15 protein-coding genes and 1 tRNA gene are annotated in these 18,488 nt (G+C 45.6%); 4 read left to right on the top strand and 12 right to left on the bottom strand.

The annotated features are described in order from the left end of the window. The first annotated feature begins 75 nt into the window (after nt 1-75). On the top strand, nt 76-1,734 hold the full coding sequence (gene recN, locus NIASO_RS03545; RefSeq protein ID WP_008583439.1) for a DNA repair protein RecN: 1,659 nt from the start codon (nt 76-78) through the stop codon (nt 1,732-1,734). Between the two features lie 56 nt (nt 1,735-1,790). On the opposite strand, the gene NIASO_RS03540 is transcribed toward recN, so the two are convergent. Further along, a complete protein-coding gene (locus tag NIASO_RS03540; protein ID WP_008583441.1) occupies nt 1,791-2,417 on the bottom strand; it encodes a 4'-phosphopantetheinyl transferase family protein in 627 nt (208 codons plus the stop codon). Between the two features lie 352 nt (nt 2,418-2,769). Between NIASO_RS03540 and NIASO_RS03535 the strand changes: the two genes are divergently transcribed. Beyond that, entirely contained in the window at nt 2,770-4,104 is a 1,335-nt protein-coding gene (locus tag NIASO_RS03535; protein WP_008583443.1) for a dihydrolipoamide acetyltransferase family protein, read from the top strand. A 119-nt stretch (nt 4,105-4,223) separates the two neighbouring features. Here NIASO_RS03535 and NIASO_RS03530 read toward each other — a convergent pair whose 3' ends face one another. The 8 genes from NIASO_RS03530 to NIASO_RS03495 form a co-directional block, all read right to left on the bottom strand. Beyond that, the gene (locus NIASO_RS03530) at nt 4,224-5,066 is read right to left on the bottom strand and encodes an exonuclease/endonuclease/phosphatase family protein (protein ID WP_008583445.1); all 843 of its coding nucleotides are present in this window, start codon (nt 5,064-5,066) and stop codon (nt 4,224-4,226) included. Between the two features lie 10 nt (nt 5,067-5,076). Continuing rightward, nucleotides 5,077-6,168 carry an SGNH/GDSL hydrolase family protein gene (locus tag NIASO_RS03525; protein WP_008583448.1) on the bottom strand — a complete coding sequence of 364 codons (1,092 nt, stop codon included), beginning with the start codon at nt 6,166-6,168 and terminating at the stop codon, nt 5,077-5,079. 12 nt (nt 6,169-6,180) lie between these two features. Further along, on the bottom strand, nt 6,181-6,810 hold the full coding sequence (locus NIASO_RS03520) for a BACON domain-containing protein (protein WP_008583450.1): 630 nt from the start codon (nt 6,808-6,810) through the stop codon (nt 6,181-6,183). Nucleotides 6,811-6,845: 35 nt separating this feature from the next. After that, nucleotides 6,846-8,360, bottom strand: coding sequence for a RagB/SusD family nutrient uptake outer membrane protein (locus tag NIASO_RS03515; protein ID WP_008583451.1), 1,515 nt, complete (start codon nt 8,358-8,360; stop codon nt 6,846-6,848). 5 nt (nt 8,361-8,365) lie between these two features. Next, a complete protein-coding gene (locus NIASO_RS03510; protein ID WP_394332357.1) occupies nt 8,366-11,635 on the bottom strand; it encodes a TonB-dependent receptor in 3,270 nt (1,089 codons plus the stop codon). A gap of 422 nt (nt 11,636-12,057) precedes the next feature. Then, the gene (locus tag NIASO_RS03505; protein WP_008583455.1) at nt 12,058-13,284 is read right to left on the bottom strand and encodes a FecR family protein; all 1,227 of its coding nucleotides are present in this window, start codon (nt 13,282-13,284) and stop codon (nt 12,058-12,060) included. A gap of 58 nt (nt 13,285-13,342) precedes the next feature. Continuing rightward, nucleotides 13,343-13,987, bottom strand: coding sequence for an RNA polymerase sigma factor (locus tag NIASO_RS03500; protein ID WP_168128481.1), 645 nt, complete (start codon nt 13,985-13,987; stop codon nt 13,343-13,345). 139 nt (nt 13,988-14,126) lie between these two features. Then, nucleotides 14,127-14,960: an aminoglycoside phosphotransferase family protein gene (locus tag NIASO_RS03495; protein WP_008583459.1), complete on the bottom strand. Its 834-nt coding sequence runs from the start codon at nt 14,958-14,960 to the stop codon at nt 14,127-14,129. A 196-nt stretch (nt 14,961-15,156) separates the two neighbouring features. Here NIASO_RS03495 and NIASO_RS03490 point away from each other — a divergent pair, with 196 nt between their 5' ends. Both NIASO_RS03490 and NIASO_RS03485 read left to right on the top strand, forming a co-directional pair. After that, complete coding sequence (locus tag NIASO_RS03490; RefSeq protein ID WP_008583461.1) at nt 15,157-16,179, top strand: LacI family DNA-binding transcriptional regulator; 1,023 nt, start codon at nt 15,157-15,159, stop codon at nt 16,177-16,179. Between the two features lie 78 nt (nt 16,180-16,257). Continuing rightward, entirely contained in the window at nt 16,258-17,313 is a 1,056-nt protein-coding gene (locus NIASO_RS03485) for a phosphotransferase enzyme family protein (protein WP_008583463.1), read from the top strand. Nucleotides 17,314-17,423: 110 nt separating this feature from the next. Here the strand turns inward: NIASO_RS03485 and NIASO_RS03480 are convergent. The 3 genes from NIASO_RS03480 to NIASO_RS03470 all read right to left on the bottom strand — a co-directional run bounded on the left by NIASO_RS03480 (nt 17,424) and on the right by NIASO_RS03470 (nt 18,414). After that, nucleotides 17,424-17,497, bottom strand: a tRNA-Pro gene (locus tag NIASO_RS03480). Nucleotides 17,498-17,617: 120 nt separating this feature from the next. Beyond that, nucleotides 17,618-17,998: a hypothetical protein gene (locus NIASO_RS03475; protein WP_008583465.1), complete on the bottom strand. Its 381-nt coding sequence runs from the start codon at nt 17,996-17,998 to the stop codon at nt 17,618-17,620. Continuing rightward, entirely contained in the window at nt 17,998-18,414 is a 417-nt protein-coding gene (locus tag NIASO_RS03470) for a helix-turn-helix domain-containing protein (RefSeq protein ID WP_008583467.1), read from the bottom strand. The genes NIASO_RS03475 and NIASO_RS03470 overlap by 1 nt, the downstream gene beginning before the upstream one ends. Between the last annotated feature and the right edge of the window lie 74 nt (nt 18,415-18,488).

Genomic DNA, 18,488 nt, shown 5'->3' with positions numbered 1-18,488 from the left:
GAATAGAACATCCCCGCCTTTCCGTCCCGCTTCTTTTTAATCAGGCTCCTGAATTTTTCCTTAATTTGCCTTGCGATGCTGAAACGGTTAGATATAAAGAATTATGTAATTATTGAGACCCTGGAAATTGATTTTTCCGGGGGGATGAATATCGTAACCGGGGAAACCGGTGCGGGCAAGTCAATTATTTTAGGCGCCCTGAACCTGATCCTTGGTGCCCGTGCTGATTCCGGCTCCCTGGTAAACAAAGAAAAGAAATGCGTTATTGAAGGTATTTTCGCTCCCGGAACAGTAAAGGAGATCGATAGTTTTTTAAATTCCAATGATCTGGACCGCCTGTCTGAAATCACCATACGGCGGGAGATTACTGCCAATGGAAAAAGCCGCGCTTTTATTAACGATACACCGGTGAACCTGCCGCAACTGCAGCAATTAAGCTCTCTTTTGGTAGATCTGCATCAACAATTTGATACGTTACAACTCGGCGATACCGATTTCCAGGTACATGTGCTGGATGCGCTTGCCGGTAATGGAAAACTGCTGATACAATACCAGGCCGCTTTTGCCGGCTGGCAGCAAAACAAACGGCAACTGGAGCAATTAAAAGAACAGCAGGCACAGTTCAATAAAGAGAGCGACTATCACCAGTTTCAATATGATGAATTAAACGAGGCCGGCTTTAAAGAAAATGAACTGGAAGAAACGGATGCCACACTAAAGCTGCTGGAAAATTCCGAAGGGATCAAATCTGCTCTGGCCCGGGCTTATAACGAACTGGAAGAAGGGGAACAACCCCTGGTGCAACAATTAAAAAGTATCCTTAACACCCTTAACAATTACAGCAATTATCATACAAGTCTTCCGGAATTGATCAACCGCCTCTTCAGCGCCCAGGCAGAGCTTCGGGATATAGCAGCCGAGTTGGAACATTTGAGCAGCACGATCCACTACGACCCTGAAAAAATAGAAACGCTGAATGAACGATTGTCGCTGGGTTACAAGCTGCAAAAAAAGCATGGGGTTCAGTCTACCAATGAACTGCTGACCATTCAAAAAGCGCTGGAAGAAAAGCTGCAGGAAGTGCTGCATATACAGGAAGATATAGACGCCCTGGAAGCGACCACCCTACAGCAATTGAAAGCAGTTGAAACGCTGGCGGAGACTATTGCTGCAGCGCGTAAAAAACAGGTCGCTCCTTTTGAAAAAAAAGTAGCCGTTTTGCTGACCCAGGTAGGCATGCCCAATGCTTTGCTAAAAGTATCTTTTGAGAAAAAGCCGCCGGGTATGAACGGTGCGGATGCTGTTGATTTTCTATTTGACGCCAATAAAAGCGGCTCCTTCAAGCCCGTAAATAAAGTAGCCAGTGGGGGTGAATTAAGCCGTTTAATGCTTTGTATTAAAAGCCTGGTAGCAGAGCGGATGAACCTTCCTACCCTTATATTCGATGAAATTGATACCGGCATTTCCGGCGAAGCCGCCAAACAGGTAGGCATTATAATGAAGGAACTTGCTGCCAGCCGGCAGGTCATTTGCATTACACACCAGCCACAGATCGCAGGCCGGGCGGACGCGCATTATTTTGTTTACAAAGAAGCAGCCGGCAGCCAGGTAAGAACGGGGATCCGGCAACTGGATACCGATGAGCGCATCATTGCCGTTGCCAAAATGCTGAGCGGGGAAAAGCCCACCGCAGCAGCGTTGGAAAATGCGAAGGAAATGGTCGTTAGTTCATAGTTCATGGTTTATGGTTCATAGATCATAGTTGATGGCACACCATGAACCATGATCTATTAACTATGAACATTTGCCTGTCCCGTTACCACATAACTCAAACACAAGCCATTCAACTGCTTCAGATGCACATTGAGCCAATCGTTTGTTTTTATAAAATGACACCGAAAGCAGGTGCGGGCATCATCATAATCCGTAAGCCGGATATCCTCTCTGAAATCAACACCACCGGCACCATACCATTTAAAAACGGCTTCTTTGGCCGACCATATCCGGGTATATTCCTCCAACAACAGCGGGTTTAAAATATCTTTTTCGGAAGGACTAATAAATTTATGCTGAATACGTAATATCTTGTTAACCGGCAGTTCAATATCGATGCCTACACGCTCCTGCGTGCTCGCAATTGCCGCGGCAAAATCACCACAATGCGAGATAGAAAAATGAAAAGCATCATCCGCTATATACGGTTTCCTGGTATCAGCAATTTGTATTAAATGAAGGGGGAATCCGGGAAATAAATGCTGCAATAAATACCGCCCCGCCAGGTGCTGTAACATCTTATGCCAATGTGTAACCTGACGATGCAACGGAACTTTTTCTTTAAAAAAGGCTTCGTCCTCTTCAATTTTCCAAATGGCTAATCGTGTAAAATTATTAATTGCTTCCTGAAAAATTAAAGGCATACTGCTTTTATGAGCAAGTTAAGTATTTAAAAAAATATTGTGCCAATTTTTGTAGCGCTATACTTTTATGTTTTAGACAGCCCTCAACAAATTTTTTTGAATCATTAAGATTAAGCGCATTAAGAAAAGGGTTTAATGGCGGTCATTTACCACTTTGCCAGCAGTGCCTGCCGATAGTAATACAGCAGCACAAGAGTGCGACGCAACAAAAGTTTATAGTAGTACTAAAGCCAGGAACCCAATAATTACCCCCAATAGTTTTCGCAAGCGCATAAACTAACAAAAGTTAGCATTCAAATTCCTATTTTTGTCGCGCAGTTTTTTAAATAACTTTACCTAATAAACAAGTGCTATGGCTTTAGAGGATCTGGTAATGCCCAAACTGGGCGAAAGTATTATGGAGGCTACTGTTTTGAAATGGCTGAAACAGGTGGGCGATCCTGTTGAAATGGACGAGACCGTTTTAGAAATTGCCACTGATAAGGTAGACAGCGAAGTGCCCAGCACCGCGGCGGGGGTCATTGAAGCTATTTTGTTTAAGGAGAATGATGTGGTACCCATTGGTACCGTTATTGCCCGGATAAGAACAACAGTTGATGCAGCGCATGAAACGGCGGCAATTGCCACCCCACCCCCCCGGCAAACTGTGGTAGCCGAACCGGAGAAAGAACAGGACTTTGAGATCGTTTCGTCGGAAATAAAAGTTGCCCCCGGTGTGGGAACAGCCGGCGGCAGCCTCAGTAAATTTTATTCGCCGCTGGTATTGACGATTGCAGCCAGTGAGGGCGTTCCATTGTCGGAACTGGAACAGATTGCCGGTACCGGTAAAGAGGGGCGGGTTACAAAAAATGATATCCTGAGTTATGTGGCAACCCGATCGAAGGCAGGAGCCGGCGGTTCGTCGCAACCGGCGGCAACCAACACGGTTCCCGCCATTACCCGCGCCGAAGCAGCGCCGGCCGATTTAGCAAAATACGGGGATAATGTAGAGATCGTGGAAATGGATCGCATGCGTAAGCTGATTGCGGAACATATGGTGCGCAGCAAGCACACCAGCCCGCATGTAACCAGTTTTTCGGAGGCTGATGTCACCAATATGGTGTTATGGCGCGAAAAAGTGAAAAAGGACTTTGAGAAGAGAGAAGGTACTAAGATCACGTTCACTCCGCTATTTATAGAAGCGATCACCAAATGCATCAAGCGCTTCCCCTTGATCAACAGCTCGATTGAAGGTGATAAAATTATTATCAGGAAGGATATTAATATTGGTATGGCCACGGCACTTCCCAGTGGCAACCTGATTGTACCGGTGATCAAAAATGCAGACCAGTTAAACCTTACCGGGCTTGCCAAACGGGTAAATGGTTTGGCCGATGCTGCACGCAACAATAAACTAAAAGCGGAGGACACCCAGGGCGGCACCTTCACCTTAACGAATGTGGGTACTTTTGGAAGTATCTCCGGCACTCCTATCATTAACCAGCCGCAGGTGGCCATCCTTGCTGTGGGCGCTATTAAAAAGCGGCCCGTTGTTATTGAAACGCCCCAGGGCGACAGCATTGCCATCCGGCATATAATGGTATTGAGCATGAGTTATGACCACCGGGTAGTAGACGGCGCATTAGGCGCTACCTTTCTTTCAGCAGTTGCAAAAGAACTGGAAAGTTTTAAGGGGATGGAGTTTTAGCCCGCCTGGCTCTGCCGCATTGCACCCTATAAGCAAACAATAGCGTGAGAATAGTAAAACCACATAGGCACATAAGCTATGTGGTTTGATTTTCCCCTTTCTTTAGCCGGGCAGCCTTATTACGGAGTGATAATTACATCTGCGATCAACGGCAAATGATCCATATCATTTAAACGGGTGTAGGGCGCTGAAACCTTCATGATCTTAATATTCTTACTGGTGATAATTTCATCTATATGCCGATTGGGACCATCTTTCATACCCGCTAAACTAACATTACCCGGAGTGGTCATAAACCATCCCTGGTAGCCGCCATTGGCAATATTAAAGCCTGCGTTGCTGAATTGCAGCAATTCTTCGTCTGAAGAGTTGGTATCTCCAAAACAGATAAAATGGTCATACTTTTTCAGCTCAGCAATTATGGAATCCAATGCAGGTTTATGGCCCTCTTTTTTCCAGGGAATATGCGTAGAAATAATCTTAATGATTTTGTTGCCGATCTGCAGGTCGCCGATCAACGCATAATAATCCTGGAACCAGTATTTCTGGTGGAGGTTGGTTAAGCGGTAATTTGTGGCAATGCCGTTGTAGATCCAGGGATGCTGGTCGCCAAAATAAATATTATTATAATAGGGTTTTAACAGTTCATTTTCGGCAATAAAAGTGCTGTCCTGGTCGAAGTACCGGTTCCATTCCTGCACGCAAAAAAGATCCAGGCTTTGCTCCCCTATCCATTTTCTCCAGGCCAATAATTCCTGCTTAATATAGTTACCCGTTACGGCTTTGTTATCTGGGTAGTAATTTTTTCCTCGTACTTCCAGTCCGCCCTTCATCCCCTGGTTAAAATGGCCCACATTATAAGTAGCCACTCTCAATTTTACAGGCGCATTATTTACAGATTGTGCGCCCGCATTTCCTATGCATATGAATGCCGTGAGAAGGGCAATGATCCTTTTTTTCATCTATTGACTATTATTTTATTACCTGATTTGATTTAAGTATACGAATCATCTCCGGCCTGATCACTTGTAGCATCCGGTCGAAGCCCAGGTCATTAGGGTGGATGCCGTCTGTTGCTCCCTCATGGTCGTTACCCAAAAGATCTTCTCCCCGGATCAGGTAAAGACGCTGTATGCCGTCCTTCTTCAACTGTTCATATTGCTTCAGCGTATTTTCATTTTGCCGTTCTACCAATCTTCTTACCGTTGAGTCAAAATTCCCTGATTGCCGTATGATGCTCTGGATCATCACAATCGGTGCGTCGGGATGCATCTTCCTGATTGTTTTCACCAGGTAGGCCGTCCGCTCTTTGATCTGTTCCGGGCTCGGGTTCGCAAAGCAATCGAGCACAAAAGCATCTGCTTTAGCAGTTGCCAGCATATCGGCCACATTGCGTTCCATTTTGCCGCTTCCACTCAAACCAAGATTTAAAAAATGAACGCCCATCTCTCTCGAAAGCCTTGCGGGATAAGCCATCCCGGGCCTGCTGGCTGATGCGCCCTGTGTAACACTGGAGCCATAAACCACTACCCTTTTGGGAAAAGGATCTTCGCCCGGCGTTAGCTGGTACCCGCTATCCACCCCAACCGACAGGCTTCTGACTTCATCATACAAGGGTAAATAAAGCAGGCACTCTTTTTCGGTCCGATCCATATTTTGCACGATCACAAATTCATTGCATACCGCATCGGCCCTGCCCACACCGGCAAATTCCCATTTACCATTCCGTTTGATATAAAGGTCCAATCCCTTATCGGCAATAGGCGTCATATTATTGTGCGGCCGGGCATTGGTCACACACCATTTAGCAGTAATTCGGGGACTATTTGTCTTAAAACTTATTGCAAGGCCCGCCCCGTTGGTGAGCAGTCTTTTAATACCCGCAGAAAAGTCAGCATAAACAGCCGTATCAATCCGGTGATAGCTTTTCTTTAAAGGGAACACCTGCCCGATCAGGTTGAGAGACAAGGCATCCGTGTAGCTCACCGGCGGCTTCGGGGGCTGCTGGGCGTACAGGAACGCTGCCAAACAGGTACTCAGTGCTGTAGTTAATAATTTTTTCATGTGTAATTATATTTATGGCTTGGGCTGGGTCACCTTTACCGAATCTTTAGCGGTGCTGCCGATCGCGTCCAGGTAGCTAAGCAAGATAGTAGCCGTGCGGGCCACCGTTGTTCCATTTGCCGCCACATTAAATGACAAACTATTGTTAGCAATCTGTAATCCCGAGATCCAGTCGCTGCCATTGGCATCATAAGTATAACTTACGTTCATTATATTCAATGGAAGATTCGTGTTGATGGCAGTCTGGATGGCGCCTCCGGCGGCGGGAGCCGCTACCGAAGTTGCCGTAATAGCTATTGCAGGCACAATGCCTTTTTGCCCCAACTGAACGGTATCGGCTTTTGCGCCTGATTTTACCACGAACCTCGCGCTGCGGGGCAGGTTGGCGCTATTGTCTGTTGTAATAACCGTTGCATATGTTTTTCCGCTTCCCGAGCCTTTTGAAATAGTAGCCCAGGGCGCGGTGTCAATCGCTTCCATTGTCCAGCTACTGCTGGAATATACGACCATATTCACTGTATCAGCGGTGGCGGGTGCTATAATAACGCGTTGATCCATTGCCAGGTCTGTATGGAAGGCTGCTTCTTTTGTGCAACCAGCCACTGCCAATAGCCCAACCACAAAAAATATTATCCGAGTCATAATTTCATTTTTTTCGTAACAGGAGAAAATACTGTTTATTGTTTATTGTAGGCGTCATTGGTTAAAACTCCTTTTGAGCGATCCACTTCTGCCTGGGGTATTGGGTAAAATTCATGATAAGGCCGCAAATTGGTTTTAATTACTGCCAGTTCGGCTGCCGCGGTCGTTTCCACGGCGGTGAAAAACGTGCCCCAGCGCGCCAGATCCCATCTGCGCATATATTCCCCCGTCAACTCCCGGGCGCGTTCCTTTTTCACTTCTTCCAGAAAAGCATCTTTACCCGGATAGCTTGTAAGTACAAAACTGGCTTTGGCCCTGGCTTTTACCTCGTTGAGCGCCGCCATGGCTGTTACGGCATCGCCCTTTTCATTGGATGCTTCTGCCAGCATTAACAACGCATCGGCATAACGAAAAACTTTCTGGTTATTTCCGTCGTTGGCGGTAGCCATATTCGGGCACCAGAATTTTGGGCCCATCCATGGTTTACCGGTATAGTTACCGGATTTTGGCCGGTTGAACCAGGTACTGTTATACGTATACGCCAGGATCATATTTCTGCGCGGATCGGTAGTATCGTAGAGGGACATAAAATATTTCGTAGGCGTTGCTGAAGTATAAACCGTAGCAGTAGTACCCAGTTCCGGAATACTAACCCCGTCATAAACGTCTTTGCCCGTAGCCCTGGTAGGTGTTAACTGGCAGGCAACATGGGAAACCTTCGCAATACCGGTTGCCGCATATGTGTATTGCACTTCAAAAATAGATTCGGCTTTGTTCTTGTTGCGGAACCAGGTATCTGTTAATGAATATTGCGACAAAGCGCCATAGATATTCTTTAACTGCTGCATGGCTGCAATACATTCATCCCATTCCTTATTCCAGAGCGCCATTTTGCCAATAAGCATATAGGCTGTTGCAGCCCCCACCCGGTTATTGGCGATAGAGGAGCTCCGCGTTTGAGGCATTGCCGGTGCCCATTTCTTCAGGTCGGCGATCAAACTGTCCCTGGTGGCTGCCGCAGGCATTCTCCCCATCTGCGCTACCTGTATCAACCCGTCAAAATTGGCGCTGGCATCGCTGGTATAATAAGGCACATCTCCAAACATACTGGTGAGTACATAATAATACAAGGCCCGCATGGTAGCGGCTTCGCCTATTAAAGCAGGTTTGGTGGAATCGGCGAGCGGCGAGCGCTGAATACCGGCAATAGTAGCATTGCAGATCATTATACCGTTGTAGGCTGCAGTCCAAATATCATCTCCTACTCCGGGATTTGACGGAGATATTCCAAACGTCATATCCACGCCGCCGTTATCGAGGTAGGTAAGGTCGGTAGTAAATTCCGTTGCAGCCATCAGGTTTTCATTAAACACATTGTAGAGCTTGATGTAGCAGGCATTCACCCCCGCAAGTGCCTCGGCTTTTGTTTGATAAAAGGACCCGGAATTTGTAAAGCTCTGGGGTTGTTCCTCCAAAAACTTACTGCAACTGCTGCCGCACAAAGAAAAAACAGCGAGCGCGATGAGAATATATATATTTATCTTTTTCATGTTTATCAGAATTTAATTTCAGCGGTAAAAGTTATCGTCCGGTTCGGAGGATAGGCGCCGTTGTCGATGCGGCGCAGCGTGGAACCGCCGCTTTGTGTGGAAACTTCAGGATCGAAACCGTTATAATATTTCAACAGGAACAGGTTGCTGCCATTTACCGAAAGCGCTATTGATTTCAGTTTTTGGGCGGTAATGCGTGAAAGGTCAAAAGTATAGCCCAATGATACAGCCTTCAGACGCAGGAAGGACGCGTTATGTACAAAACGGTCATTAGGAATATCATCTTTTGAATCGGCTCTTGGGATATCGGAATCCGGATTGCGCACGGGGTTCCAGGCGTTCACCATATAACGGAACTGGTTATTCAGGTAGGTACCCGTTCCCATAAACATTTCAACAGGATTATACAGGTCTCCCCCCCAGGAATAATTAAAGTAAACGGAAAGAAACGCTTTTTTATAACGGAAGGTATTCTGAAGCCCGCCATACACAATAGGATCCGAATTGCCTAAGTACACCTCATCGTCTGTATTCAGCACGCCATCATGGTTCTGATCAATGTAGCGCTGTCTTCCAGGCGTATAAAATCCTGTAGAAGCAGACACATATTTCTTATCGATTTTATTTTGATCAATTTCCGCCTGGTTTTTCCAAACACCGGCATATTGAAAGCCATAGATAGCGTTTAGCGGCATTCCCTTTTCATAACCATTGATCATGTATTGCGCACCATAGGTGTAGGTATTGGTTACCACCCGGCCTAATAACCCTACATCGTCCACTTGCTGGGAGTTGTGTGCGATGGTGAAAGACGTGGACCAATTAAAATTGCGGGAGCGGATATTATCATAACTAACGGTAAGCTCAACCCCCTTGTTTGATGTTTTACCAAAATTCATCAACCTTGTAGAAAAACCGGTCTGTGTAGGCAACTGCACGGTCAGCAGCAGATCGGAGGTTTTACTTTGGTAAGCATCCAGGGTAATATTGAGTCGTTTGTGAAAAAATGAAAGGTCAGCACCGGCATTATAGGTAGTGGTCTTCTCCCACTTAAGGCCGTCATTAGAGATGCTTGTTGGGTAATAAGCCACGGGCTGCGCGCCTCCAAACAAATATCCGGAGGTAGTGGAGCTGAGCCGGTTCAGTGATTGATAGCGGGCGATGGCATCATTACCTGCCATACCGGCGCTGAGGCGGATACCAAATTCATCGATATTGCTGTTTTTCATAAAACCCTCTTTCAGTACATTCCAGCGGAATCCGGCCGAGGGGAAATAACCCCATTTATTACCGGATGCGAAGTTAGAAGCGCCGTCTTTCCGCATCGTAGCTGTAAGGTAATATTTTTCGGCATAGTTATAATTAACACGCGCCAGGTGCGACATGCGGGTTTGGATCTGCACCGATGAACCAACTGTCAGGTTATTCTTGTCGGGAATGGATCCTATATCATTCAACGCGGTTTCATCAATAAAATAGCCGCTGCCGCCAACGTTCATGCTATTGAATTTCTGTTTTTGTATGGTGAACCCGTATAAAGCATCGAAGTGATGGTCTGATCCGAAATTATGTTTGTACCCAATGGTATTCTCATTTAAAAGACCGGTATTTCTACTCTCGCTTTTGGCAATAAGCGCGCCGCTGCCATTTGCCGCCCGGGTGGGCATGGTAGAGGGTATTTCCGCATCGCCATTCATAAGATAGTTCGAGTAGGAAATGGTGGAACGCAGTAATACATCTTTTATGGGCCTTACTTCCATGTAGAACATAGAGCTCAGGCTTCCGTCATTGGTGGTATTCTTTCTCAACAGTACCTGGGCCAGCGGAGAATCGTAGATCCCCCCGGAATACTGTTGTGAATTCCAGTTGTTCAGGTTACCATCTGCGCCATAAGCCGGAACGATGGGAGCAATCATGATATAGGTACTGCTCCAGTTGGCATACGCACCGGTGTAAGTCATGGGCTGGTCTCTCCGCGTAGCGGAATAGCTTAAACGCAGCCCGGCCTTTACGTATTTGCTTATTGTTTGATCCATGTTCAGACGCGCCTGGTACCGCTTCATCCCGCTGTTGATTATAACACCACCGATATCATCATAATTACCGGAAAAATAATACTGCGAATTTTTATTTCCTCCCGAGGCCGACAGTGCATAATTAGAAAACGGAGCATGGTGCGTTACCGTGCGTTGCCAGTCGGTGCCCTTTCCCAATGAAAGCGGGTCGGGGTAAGGGTAGGCAGATAAGGGCAGGCTTTGATTTGCGGTACTCTGGAAATAAAACCGGTCGTTTAGCAACTGGGCAAATTCAGTGGCGTTCATCAGGTCCAGGTAACTGGCCATTTCTGCAAAACCATGACTTACCCTTAAGTTAAGATCCGCTTTGCCGCCGCGATCTATACCGCTTTTGGTTGTAATAATAATTACGCCATTGGCGCCGCGGGAACCGTAAATGGCTGTGGAGGATGCGTCTTTTAATACGCTGATGCTGGCAATATCGGAAGGATTCAGGTCATTCAGATTATTGATACCGTCCATTACCCCATCTACGATATACAGGGGTTCGTTGCTGGCTGTAATAGACCGGGAACCGCGGATACGCACAGAGGTACCTGAACCCGGCTGGCCATCGGTAGATACAAATTCGGCGCCGGCAATTCTACCTGCAAGCATCTGATCTACGCGCGGAACGGGAATATTCTGAAGATCTTCCGTTTTTACTACAGACACAGCGCCGGTAAGATCTTTCTTCTTTACACTACCGTAACCAATTACCACTATCTGGTCCAGTTCGGATTGCGCACGTGATAAACGGATAGTGATCATATCTCCTGTAACCGGCTGCTCTTTGGCTACATATCCCACAAAGGATACCTGCAGTATATCCCCCGTGGCGGCTTCAATGGAAAACTGCCCGCTGATATTGGTTTTGGTAGACCTGGCGGTTCCCTTAACGGTAATGGTGGCGCCGTTCAAAGGCGCACCGGCGCTATCTGTAACCATACCATGGATGAGTATAAATGCGGGGGGCGCTACAGAAGGGATACGTTTGTCTTCTTTTTTTTCAAAACCCGGCCGGCGGAATAAAAAAATTGTTTTTTTACTTATAGAATACTGTACCGGCGTTTCTCTTAACAGCCGGTCCAGGAATTGTACCAGCGTTTCATTACGGGCGACGATACTAACCCGCCCTGTATTTTTAAGCGCCCTTGTATCGCCGGAGATCATGTATCCCGTTTGCTTCTCGATAGTTGCAAAAACATCGCGCAAAAGCACATTTTGCCCCGAGTAATTTATCGTTTGGGAATGAACACGGGCACTTACTTGTAAACAACCGACTAATATTAGCAGCGCGGTAAGCTTCATGATTAAGATTATCTTTATTAGTTGCCGGCTCATTTCCCGGCATTGAAAGCCGGCGCTTTTGCCGGTGACGGCAGGCGCCGTTAGTTTTAATGATCGAAGGTCCCTTTGCCAACAATGGGGCAATGCCCTCCAATTTGCAAACAATTGCATAATTTCGTAATGCGTCCGCCTAACCGGCGGACAGGTTTTTGGGTTGATGAAAAACAAATGGAATCCGCAAAAATTCTAGCTGGGGTCAACTCAAGTACATGCCGGGGGTGTTGGTAGCACTTCCGGCTTTTTGTTGCCCCGGTACCTGTCAGGTTTTCTCTCTCATACTGTTGTTTTTAAACTTATTTTTGAATGATCAATTTTCTACCGTCCAACTTCCATTGAATGCCTGCCTCTTTAAAGTTCTGCAATACTTCTATCAAACTCAGATCACGCCCCATCTTGCCAAACAGCTCCACTTTTGGAACACCCGAAGGATAGGCTACCGTTATATCATACCAGGCGCTCAACTGCCGCATCACTTCCTCAAAAGGGGCATTATCCAGATAAAAATAACCGCTCTTCCAGGCCATCACCTGCGCAAGATCAGCCGAAGGCTGGAGGCTTAATGCCGAAGCACTGGCAATACCCTGCTGACCGGGCTTTAGCATGATGCTTTGGGTGTTATGCATTACACGAACCTGCCCCTCCAGCAACGTTACCTTTGTTTCCGGCTCGTCTTCATAGGCATTTACATTAAAGTGTGTACCCAATACTTCTGTTGTTATGCCATTGGCTTCAACAATAAATGGCAGCCGCTTTCCCTCGTGCGCCCTCCCCGAAGCAGGAGCCCCGGAAATCAATACTTTGGCTATTTCAAAATAGCCCTCTCCTTTTAACGCTACTTTACGTGCGTCACCAGCAAATGCAACGGGGAAAGTAATAGAAGAGCCTGCATTGAGCCATACATGCGAGCCATCGGCCAATTGCATATCAATTACTTTACTCCCCCTGGGATTGGTGAGGGTATTGTACTGCATTTGCTTTGATAAGTTCTTATCGGTGCCCTGGTAAGCGATCTGACCATTGGCCAGTTTTATTAAAGCAGTATTGCCCTGCTGTGCCAACTGCCCGTTGCCGGCACTATCCAAAAAGATCCGACGCCCGTCCGACAGCGTTATTGCCGCACGGTTGACAGCAGGCGCCTGTATATCTTTTGGAGTATGTACAGCAGTTAGCAGGGGCTTATTAACAGTTTTCCTGTAAAAATAGAACCCCAGGCCCAGCAAAGCTATAAGGCAAGCCGCCAGCCAATATTGCCGCTTCAAAATCCTTACGCTTGTTCGTGGGCGAACGGGACTGGCTTCAGTTGCAATTTTGGTTAAAAGCGCTTGCTGTATTCTTTTACTTACTTCTTCAAACAAAAGACCGCTTTGTTGCCATTGGTCTAATTGTTCGTTCATGATCCCATTCAATTGTTCATCTCCGGCAGGATCCTCCAGTAAACGCAACAGTTCAGCCCGCTCCTGCGGGGTAATCGTTCCCTGCATGTGGCGTTCAATATAATATTCAAGCGTACGTTCTTTCATGCGTTCATTATATATAACCCCGTTTTTAATTCAGAGGACAGGTCGCTTATGATTTTTTTTAACGCAGCAGCAAATCGCAGAGCAATATGATCCATCCGGCATGTGAAACGATTATTCCCAGCGCCTCTTTCAGATAGCTTCTCAGAAACACCAGCGCCTGAACCATATGTTGCCGCACGGCACTTCTTGAAATGCCCAGTTGGTCTGCAATTTCTTCATAGGTAAAATGCCCCATCCTGCTTAGCATAAAAACTTCTTTCCGGCGGCAGGGAAGCGCTTCGATTGCTTTCCCTAGTACGTTTGATAATTCTTTCACTTCCACGGAAACCGATTGAGGATGGGCAAAAAGATCCTGGAGCGGATCAATCGGAGTCTGGCGCGGATCAGAAAGGAGCTCTTTTAAGGCTGATTTCGCCCGGTTGCGCGTAATGATATAAACATATCCCGGAAAATTCTCTATTTGGTCCAACTTCTGCCGGTTTTTCCAAACCCTCAGAAAAACATCCTGCGCTATTTCTTCCGCTTTTTCCGTGTTTTTAAGATAGGACAACAGATGCGGATAAACGACAGGCGTATATTTATCAACCACCCGGGCAAACGCACGTTCATCTCCCTGCGCTATACGCCTCAATAATTCGGGTTCATTATATGAATAAGTGCTTACCATCCCGGAACGAGAGTTAAGATAAAGATTCCGGCTCAAATATAAATACACAAGTTTTAAAACCCGCATTAAGTCTGTGTAACGTCCTTGCAGACGCGCCTATTCGCCCCAATGGCAGGAAGAACGCTTTGTGATACATGGATCTTGCGGATCTGCCAGGCATAATCGCAAAATATTTTCAAGGGCTTAAGAGGGTCAGCGCTATTTGATTAACGGTTAGTGTTACAAAGGCGTCTTCGCCAACATCCAGCAGCCATAAGCCCGAAAGAGCTGTCCATGCTACGATCCATTGCAGCATCCGCTGCTGTGTAATGGGAGCCTCGCTGCAAACGATCTTTAATTGCTGCTCCAGCCTGCCGGGAGCCAGGGCCACCGCTTTGGTGGGATTGCAAAATAAATTGGCATAGTCAAAACCCGCTTCGCCATATAATCGTTTGGGGTCAATAGCCAACCAGCCCCGCTCTTCGCTGTATAAAATATTTTCATGGTGCAGGTCGCCATGTAATACTTTTTTAGCGGTTGCCGACTGTAAAAGCTGCCTGGCTATTTGCATACTTGCAGCAAACTGGTCGCCGTATTTTTCGCGGGAATGGAATAACGTATAAAACCAATCATTTAAATCGATCAATTGAGGCAAGGGTTCCGTGCGTTTCGCATGTAATAGGTTGGCTGTCTGGCAGATGATCCGCGTTGCTTCATTATCCTGCCCGTTCTCGGCCATCTGTTTCAGTGAGCGCCCGCCGTCAACCCATTCAAGCAGTAAGGCCTCCCCGCTATATTGCAATACCCGGGCCGCGCCATTACCCTTCCACCATTGCATTAACAATCCGCCCAATTGCTCCTCTTCCTCCAGGGATATTTTCAGCAGCGCTTTTTGCCCACTATACCACGCAGGCTGCAGCAGGCTGGCATAAGAAAAAAAATAAGCACCATTAGCTTTCAACTGCCATTGCCGCATATAGTGTGTAAGCAATTGGAATGACCGCGCTTCTTTATCTTTTGTCCAAAACATATTCAAAATAAATGCTACTGCAACAAATCGTTTTTTGCAACAACCGCTTCAACAGAAGTGCCCTAAAAGTAGCGAATTATTTCACCGAAAGGGCCTGATGAAGCCAACCATGCCTTATTTTAAACTAATAAACCGCCACTTGTCTAAAAATTAATAGATTTGTTGGGAGGAGCATAAAAAATAAGTATTTTTAAAAGTGAGCGCGTCCATTCCCACCATAAAAGAAATAGCAAAACGACTCAACGTGTCGGTGTCCACGGTTTCAAGGGCGCTGAGCGATCATCCCCGGATCAGTGAAAAAACGAAGGAGGCAGTTAAAGAACTGGCAAAAGCGCTGCATTATGAGCCTAATTCAAAAGCTATTTTTTTCAAACAGAAAAAAAGTTATGTTATTGGCGTGATCGTTCCGTTGATCTACGAAGATTTTTTCTCAAAAGGGATCAGCGGCATTGAAGCCATCGCAATGGACAACGGCTATACCATTTTATTTGGGCAAAGCTATGATAGCATTGACAAGGAAAAACAGGTAGTGGACGCCATGAAAAGCCAGCGGGTTGATGGGCTGATCATATCCTTATCAAAAGAAACCAATAAAAATGATCATTTAAAAGTGCTGGACGCTTATAATATTCCCATTGTTTATTTTGACCGGGTGCCTTCTACTGCCAATGTAAATAAAGTATACAGCAACCTTTTTGAGGGCACAGTGAATATGATTGAATGGCTGTTTAAAAAGGGGCGCAAAAGAATTGCCTTTATCAATGGGCCCGCAGCGCTGATTGCTTCCAAAGAACGGTTGGATGGCTATATAGAAGGGATCTCCCGCAGGAAACTGAAGGTAGACATGCAAATGGTGGAGCAAACGGATTTTTCTGAGCTGGGTACGCACCAGGCTATCACCCGTTTGCTGTCTCTTAAAAAACCACCTGATGCTATTATAAGTTTTAACGACTATGTGCATATGGATGCGGTCAAATGTGCATTAAGCAACGGCATTAAAATAAATGAAGAAATTTTGTTTGCCAGCTACGCTAATATTTCTGTGAATAAACATACTGCTTTCCCACCGGTGGTGTCTGTTGATCAATTCCCCTACAAACAGGGCGAAGCCGCCATGAAGATGATGATGCATATCCTCAATCATAAAAATGAAGCGGCCGAGCTCCCCACTCCCGTTTTCCAAAACATGCAGATGGAAGCGGTGCTTGTTTTTAATTAACCAGGTCAATCGTTTGCACGTCTTTTCACATTTTTTTCTAAACATTCTTTTATACATTTATCTTTTTGAAACCTATTTATGGATAGAATACTTGCCGGTTTCGGGTTAAAAATGTCCGAATGCTCTTTAACGCCTTTTGGCAACGGGCTTATCAATCATACGTGGATACTACGAAATGCAGCCGGAGATTTTATTTTGCAGAAAGTAAACAATAACGTTTTTACCCATCCGGAAGATATTGCCTCGAATTTGGATCTCATTGAAAACTACTTAACCCAAACAGGTCAAAATTATTTTTTTGTAGCACCGGTCAGAACTACAGACGGTTCAACGCTGTTGCTTATTGATGGAGATGGCTATTACCGGTTGTTCCCCTTTGTTGCCGGCAGTCATTCTATTGACGTAGTCGGGGATGCGGACCAGGCCCTGGAAGCTGCAAAGCAATTTGGATTGTTTACAAAAGTACTTTCGGGCATTGACGTGGATCGTTTAAAAATAACGTTACCCTCTTTTCATGATCTTTCCCTGCGGTACCGGCAATTCCTGGAGGCACTGGAAACGGGCAACGGGGAGCGGATAACCGCCGCTGCAGCGTTGATCAGCGAGCTAAAAAGTCATTCGGGCATAGCAGACCGGTTTGAAGCGATCAAACAAGACCCGGGATTTAAAAAAAGAGTTACCCATCATGATACCAAGATCAGTAACGTGCTGTTTGACAAAAATAACAAAGGGATTTGTGTGATTGACCTGGATACCGTTATGCCCGGTTATTTTATAAGTGATGTGGGCGATATGATGCGTACGTATTTAAGCCCTGTAAGCGAGGAGGAAAAAGATTTTGATAAGATAGAGGTACGGGATGCTTATTATAAAGCTATTGTGCAGGGCTATCTCGAGCAGATGAATGATGAATTGACCCAGGTAGAGAAAGAGCATTTTTTCTATTCGGGATTATTTATGATCTATATGCAGGCGCTGCGTTTTCTTACCGATCATTTGAATAACGACCGGTATTATGGCGCTAAATACGAAGGGCATAACCTGGTGCGGGCACAAAACCAGGCCGTTTTGCTCAAAAGACTGCTTGAAAAAGAAAAGAGCCTAGCTGTTTTACCGGCATCTTATAAGGTATAAATCCAGATTTCGAGGTGCCCGATTAGGGTATTAAAAATAATCAGTTGACCCATAAGGAGCCGAACCCCAAAAACGAAAAAGGCCACTGAAATGTATCAGTGACCTTTTTGTCGGGAAGACAGGATTCGAACCTGCGACCCCCTGGTCCCAAACCAGGTGCGCTACCGGCCTGCGCTACTTCCCGAATCCGGTTTTATAGTCCAGAAGCTTTTCAGTTTCTGAAGCGGGTGCAAAAGTAAGGAAAAAAATATAAAAATCATTCAAATACTGTCAAAAAAAACTGGGCAGCCGTATTAGAAATAATTTAGTAGTCAAGAAATCTTTTTAAACTATCAGGATAAGGGATATTGAATTTTTCAAAATCCTGAGGCTTGATAAGAATTTCAATAGTTGAAGTATTCGGAAGATACATCGCGGGAAACGTTTTGCCAACTAAATTGAAACGTCCCCTTTTAACTGATGAGGGGGTAAACAACTCAATTCTTTCACCTTTATAATTGAACGCGCATCTAAATCCGCCTTCTGTTCTTCCGCCGGTGACGGCAGTCGTAATTGTTGTATTTACAACAATACCTTTGCTCTTTAATTCCCTTTGAGTTCTATTCCTGGCAACAATAAATGCGATTACCAACAATAATAAAATTAAAAAAGCAATACTATTCCAGACACCTTTTCTACTCATCATTACGCAAATTCAATAATCGTTTTGGGGTCTATTTTCAGCACACTATACAGGCGTTTGGCCATCTGCATGGAAACGCCGCGTTTGCCGCTCATTATTTGGCTAAGCGTGTTTTCTTTAACCTCCAACAATGCAGCCGTTTGCCGCTGGTTCAGATCCTTTTTCTGCATCTGTTTTTCAATGCTGATGATGAGTGGGTTTTTGACCTTAAGATGTTTAAACTTCATGTAAAGGCTTTCATAATCAGCAATCATTCCGCCTATACGCCCCATTTCACGGGTATACTTATTATCGGCATCCAATTCAGCCAAATACCCGTTTTTAGTAGCATATTGTATCAGTTCTTCAAAATAAACTCTCGCATTCTCAAAGGTCTTTTTATCTGTTATTTCTGTAAGATCTTCAAATTGTTTTTTCATAACTCAAATATTTTCAATGTCTTTTATTTTATCGTATTGAGCGTGGGTGCCGCAAAATCTTATATCCATTAAAC

The organism is Niabella soli DSM 19437 (genome assembly GCF_000243115.2).
GTDB lineage: Bacteria > Bacteroidota > Bacteroidia > Chitinophagales > Chitinophagaceae > Niabella > Niabella soli.
The sequence above is the reverse complement of the archived record's forward strand: the minus strand, read 5'-3'. Positions and strand labels throughout refer to the sequence as shown.

Excerpts from the sequence above, each read along its gene's own strand:
- NIASO_RS03520 (WP_008583450.1), bottom strand. The coding sequence starts at position 6,810 with ATGACTCGGATAATATTTTTTGTGGTTGGGCTATTGGCAGTGGCTGGT.
- NIASO_RS03535 (WP_008583443.1), top strand. The coding sequence starts at position 2,770 with ATGGCTTTAGAGGATCTGGTAATGCCCAAACTGGGCGAAAGTATTATG.
- NIASO_RS03540 (WP_008583441.1), bottom strand. The coding sequence starts at position 2,417 with ATGCCTTTAATTTTTCAGGAAGCAATTAATAATTTTACACGATTAGCC.
- NIASO_RS03525 (WP_008583448.1), bottom strand. The coding sequence starts at position 6,168 with ATGAAAAAATTATTAACTACAGCACTGAGTACCTGTTTGGCAGCGTTC.
- NIASO_RS03495 (WP_008583459.1), bottom strand. The coding sequence starts at position 14,960 with ATGTTTTGGACAAAAGATAAAGAAGCGCGGTCATTCCAATTGCTTACA.
- NIASO_RS03475 (WP_008583465.1), bottom strand. The coding sequence starts at position 17,998 with ATGATGAGTAGAAAAGGTGTCTGGAATAGTATTGCTTTTTTAATTTTA.
- NIASO_RS03470 (WP_008583467.1), bottom strand. The coding sequence starts at position 18,414 with ATGAAAAAACAATTTGAAGATCTTACAGAAATAACAGATAAAAAGACC.
- NIASO_RS03485 (WP_008583463.1), top strand. The coding sequence starts at position 16,258 with ATGGATAGAATACTTGCCGGTTTCGGGTTAAAAATGTCCGAATGCTCT.
- recN (WP_008583439.1), top strand. The coding sequence starts at position 76 with ATGCTGAAACGGTTAGATATAAAGAATTATGTAATTATTGAGACCCTG.
- NIASO_RS03505 (WP_008583455.1), bottom strand. The coding sequence starts at position 13,284 with ATGAAAGAACGTACGCTTGAATATTATATTGAACGCCACATGCAGGGA.
- NIASO_RS03530 (WP_008583445.1), bottom strand. The coding sequence starts at position 5,066 with ATGAAAAAAAGGATCATTGCCCTTCTCACGGCATTCATATGCATAGGA.
- NIASO_RS03515 (WP_008583451.1), bottom strand. The coding sequence starts at position 8,360 with ATGAAAAAGATAAATATATATATTCTCATCGCGCTCGCTGTTTTTTCT.